The following is a 1,771-nucleotide window of genomic DNA, read 5'->3' on the forward strand; positions in this document are numbered from 1 at the left end:
TCTTAAAAGATGGCTATGCACTGGCGGATTTATGAGGGGATCCCTCAGTGCTTTGGATCTTTTTTACCTAAGTCTTGCGGTTGTGTGGTCTGAGTCTCAAACCAAGCTCCCATTAAACCATGTTCATTCGCTTGAATGGTCATTTTACCTAATGGAGAGTCAAAGGTGGTGTAACAACTATTCATGCATGGCTCCAACAATGAAAAGTGGCGTAACTCCCCCAAGGAGAAACACTTTCAGCATTAAGCTCTGGAAACTGCTTTAGCACTTTTTTCACAACTAAATCTCCTTCTAGAAAACAGTTAGGCTCCGAGGTGCCTCTCAATTTCGCATAATTTACCGTCCATGGGCCAATGCCTTTAATATCCAGCCATTTATCACACTCAGCTTCAGGATATTCTTGTATATATTCGGCAAACCTAAGTAATGTATGTTTGCGACTTTCAGGCATACGCAAAAAAGATATATCCGCTTGGCTTACCTCTTGTGGCGTGGGAAAGTGCGTCACTATTTCTCCCTGCAAGTTACGCACCAATAAATTAAGTTGTCCTATAGCCGTTTTTATCGACACTTGTTGGCCTAAGATTGCGCGTACGCCTCCTTCCCAAGTACTCCAAACCCCTGGTATGCGTATACCACTTCGTTTAATTAGCTTGGGGTTTAGTTTTTGAAAGACATGTTCAATTGCAAAAATATCACTATCCAGATCAAACATTCTTCTCAGCTGAGTTACTAAAGCTCTTAACTGACAATGATCAGACAACTCAAACTCTACTCGCAATACGCCAGCTCGAATAGGATAAATTGAAAACGTACCTGATGCGCCATTGATAGCAAAACTCCGCTGGTAACTTTTATCACTGACATACTCCAACCCTTCAATCGCTCTGAGACGATAAAACTGCAACATATAATCCCAGTCCAACGGGCCTTTGAATGCAAGATCAATATAATTCACCTTACTCTGTAGCATCTCTTCCTGCTTACGTACTTGCGTAGGAGTCAGCCTCATAACCTGCTTAAATGCATCATTAAAACGGCGAACGCTGCTAAAACCACTTGAAAAAGCAATATCGGTAATAGACATGGAGCTAGAATGCAGCAAGTGCTTGGCAAACATCAGTTGGTGGTACAAAGCGTATTGTTTGGGCGACATACCAAGGTAGCGTTGAAATAAATGACGCAGGTATCTATCACTTATGCCTAGTCTTTGGGAAAATTCATTGAGGTTACATGACTGAAGTCCACCTTGTTCAATCAGCTTGATAGCACGTAAAAACGTCGTTTCGACACCTTTCCATGCCCATGAATTTGGCGCACTATCGGGCCTACAGCGTAGGCATGGCCTATATCCAGCTTTTAAAGCCTGAGCCTTATCAAAAAAATACGTCACATTCTCTTCTTTAGGCAGGTTAGCTGGGCAAATCGGCCGGCAAAAGATACCTGTTGTTTTCACCGCGATATAAAACCGCCCATCAAAACGCGCATCTCTGGCTTGGCGAGCTTTTTGGCATTCATGCAACGGAATTGTCGGGAGTCTGTCCATAGTAATTTTTATTTTTCTTGTCCATAGTAATTTTTATTTTTCTAATTCTTATGTAAAGTCTATCTTTGCAAAAAGGAAATACTAGCCATTTTCGGAAACGAATCGAATTTGCTATCAGTTCAAACTCATCTAGAGTTACAATGAAGAATAAAATATATAAAAAAGGAAGTTGGCTATGAACTTACATACATGCACTATCGTGCTCACAAATAATCACAAACTCAC

General features: G+C 41.2%; 2 protein-coding genes. Both read right to left on the reverse strand.

Going from position 1 to position 1,771, the window contains the following annotated elements; all coding sequences use genetic code 11:
• Positions 1-44 precede the first annotated feature (44 nt).
• Entirely contained in the window at positions 45-185 is a 141-nt protein-coding gene (locus tag AAFM34_RS20920) for a hypothetical protein (RefSeq protein ID WP_371833292.1), read from the reverse strand.
• Positions 182-1,546, reverse strand: coding sequence for an AlkA N-terminal domain-containing protein (locus tag AAFM34_RS20925; RefSeq protein ID WP_341666218.1), 1,365 nt, complete (start codon positions 1,544-1,546; stop codon positions 182-184). The genes AAFM34_RS20920 and AAFM34_RS20925 overlap by 4 nt, the downstream gene beginning before the upstream one ends.
• Positions 1,547-1,771: the final 225 nt, after the last annotated feature.

Source organism: Vibrio sp. (genome assembly GCF_038138445.1).
GTDB lineage: Bacteria > Pseudomonadota > Gammaproteobacteria > Enterobacterales > Vibrionaceae > Vibrio.

Bases quoted from the DNA above. Each gene is read 5' to 3' on its own strand.
- AAFM34_RS20920 (WP_371833292.1), bottom strand. From the start codon at position 185: ATGAATAGTTGTTACACCACCTTTGACTCTCCATTAGGTAAAATGACC.
- AAFM34_RS20925 (WP_341666218.1), bottom strand. From the start codon at position 1,546: ATGGACAGACTCCCGACAATTCCGTTGCATGAATGCCAAAAAGCTCGC.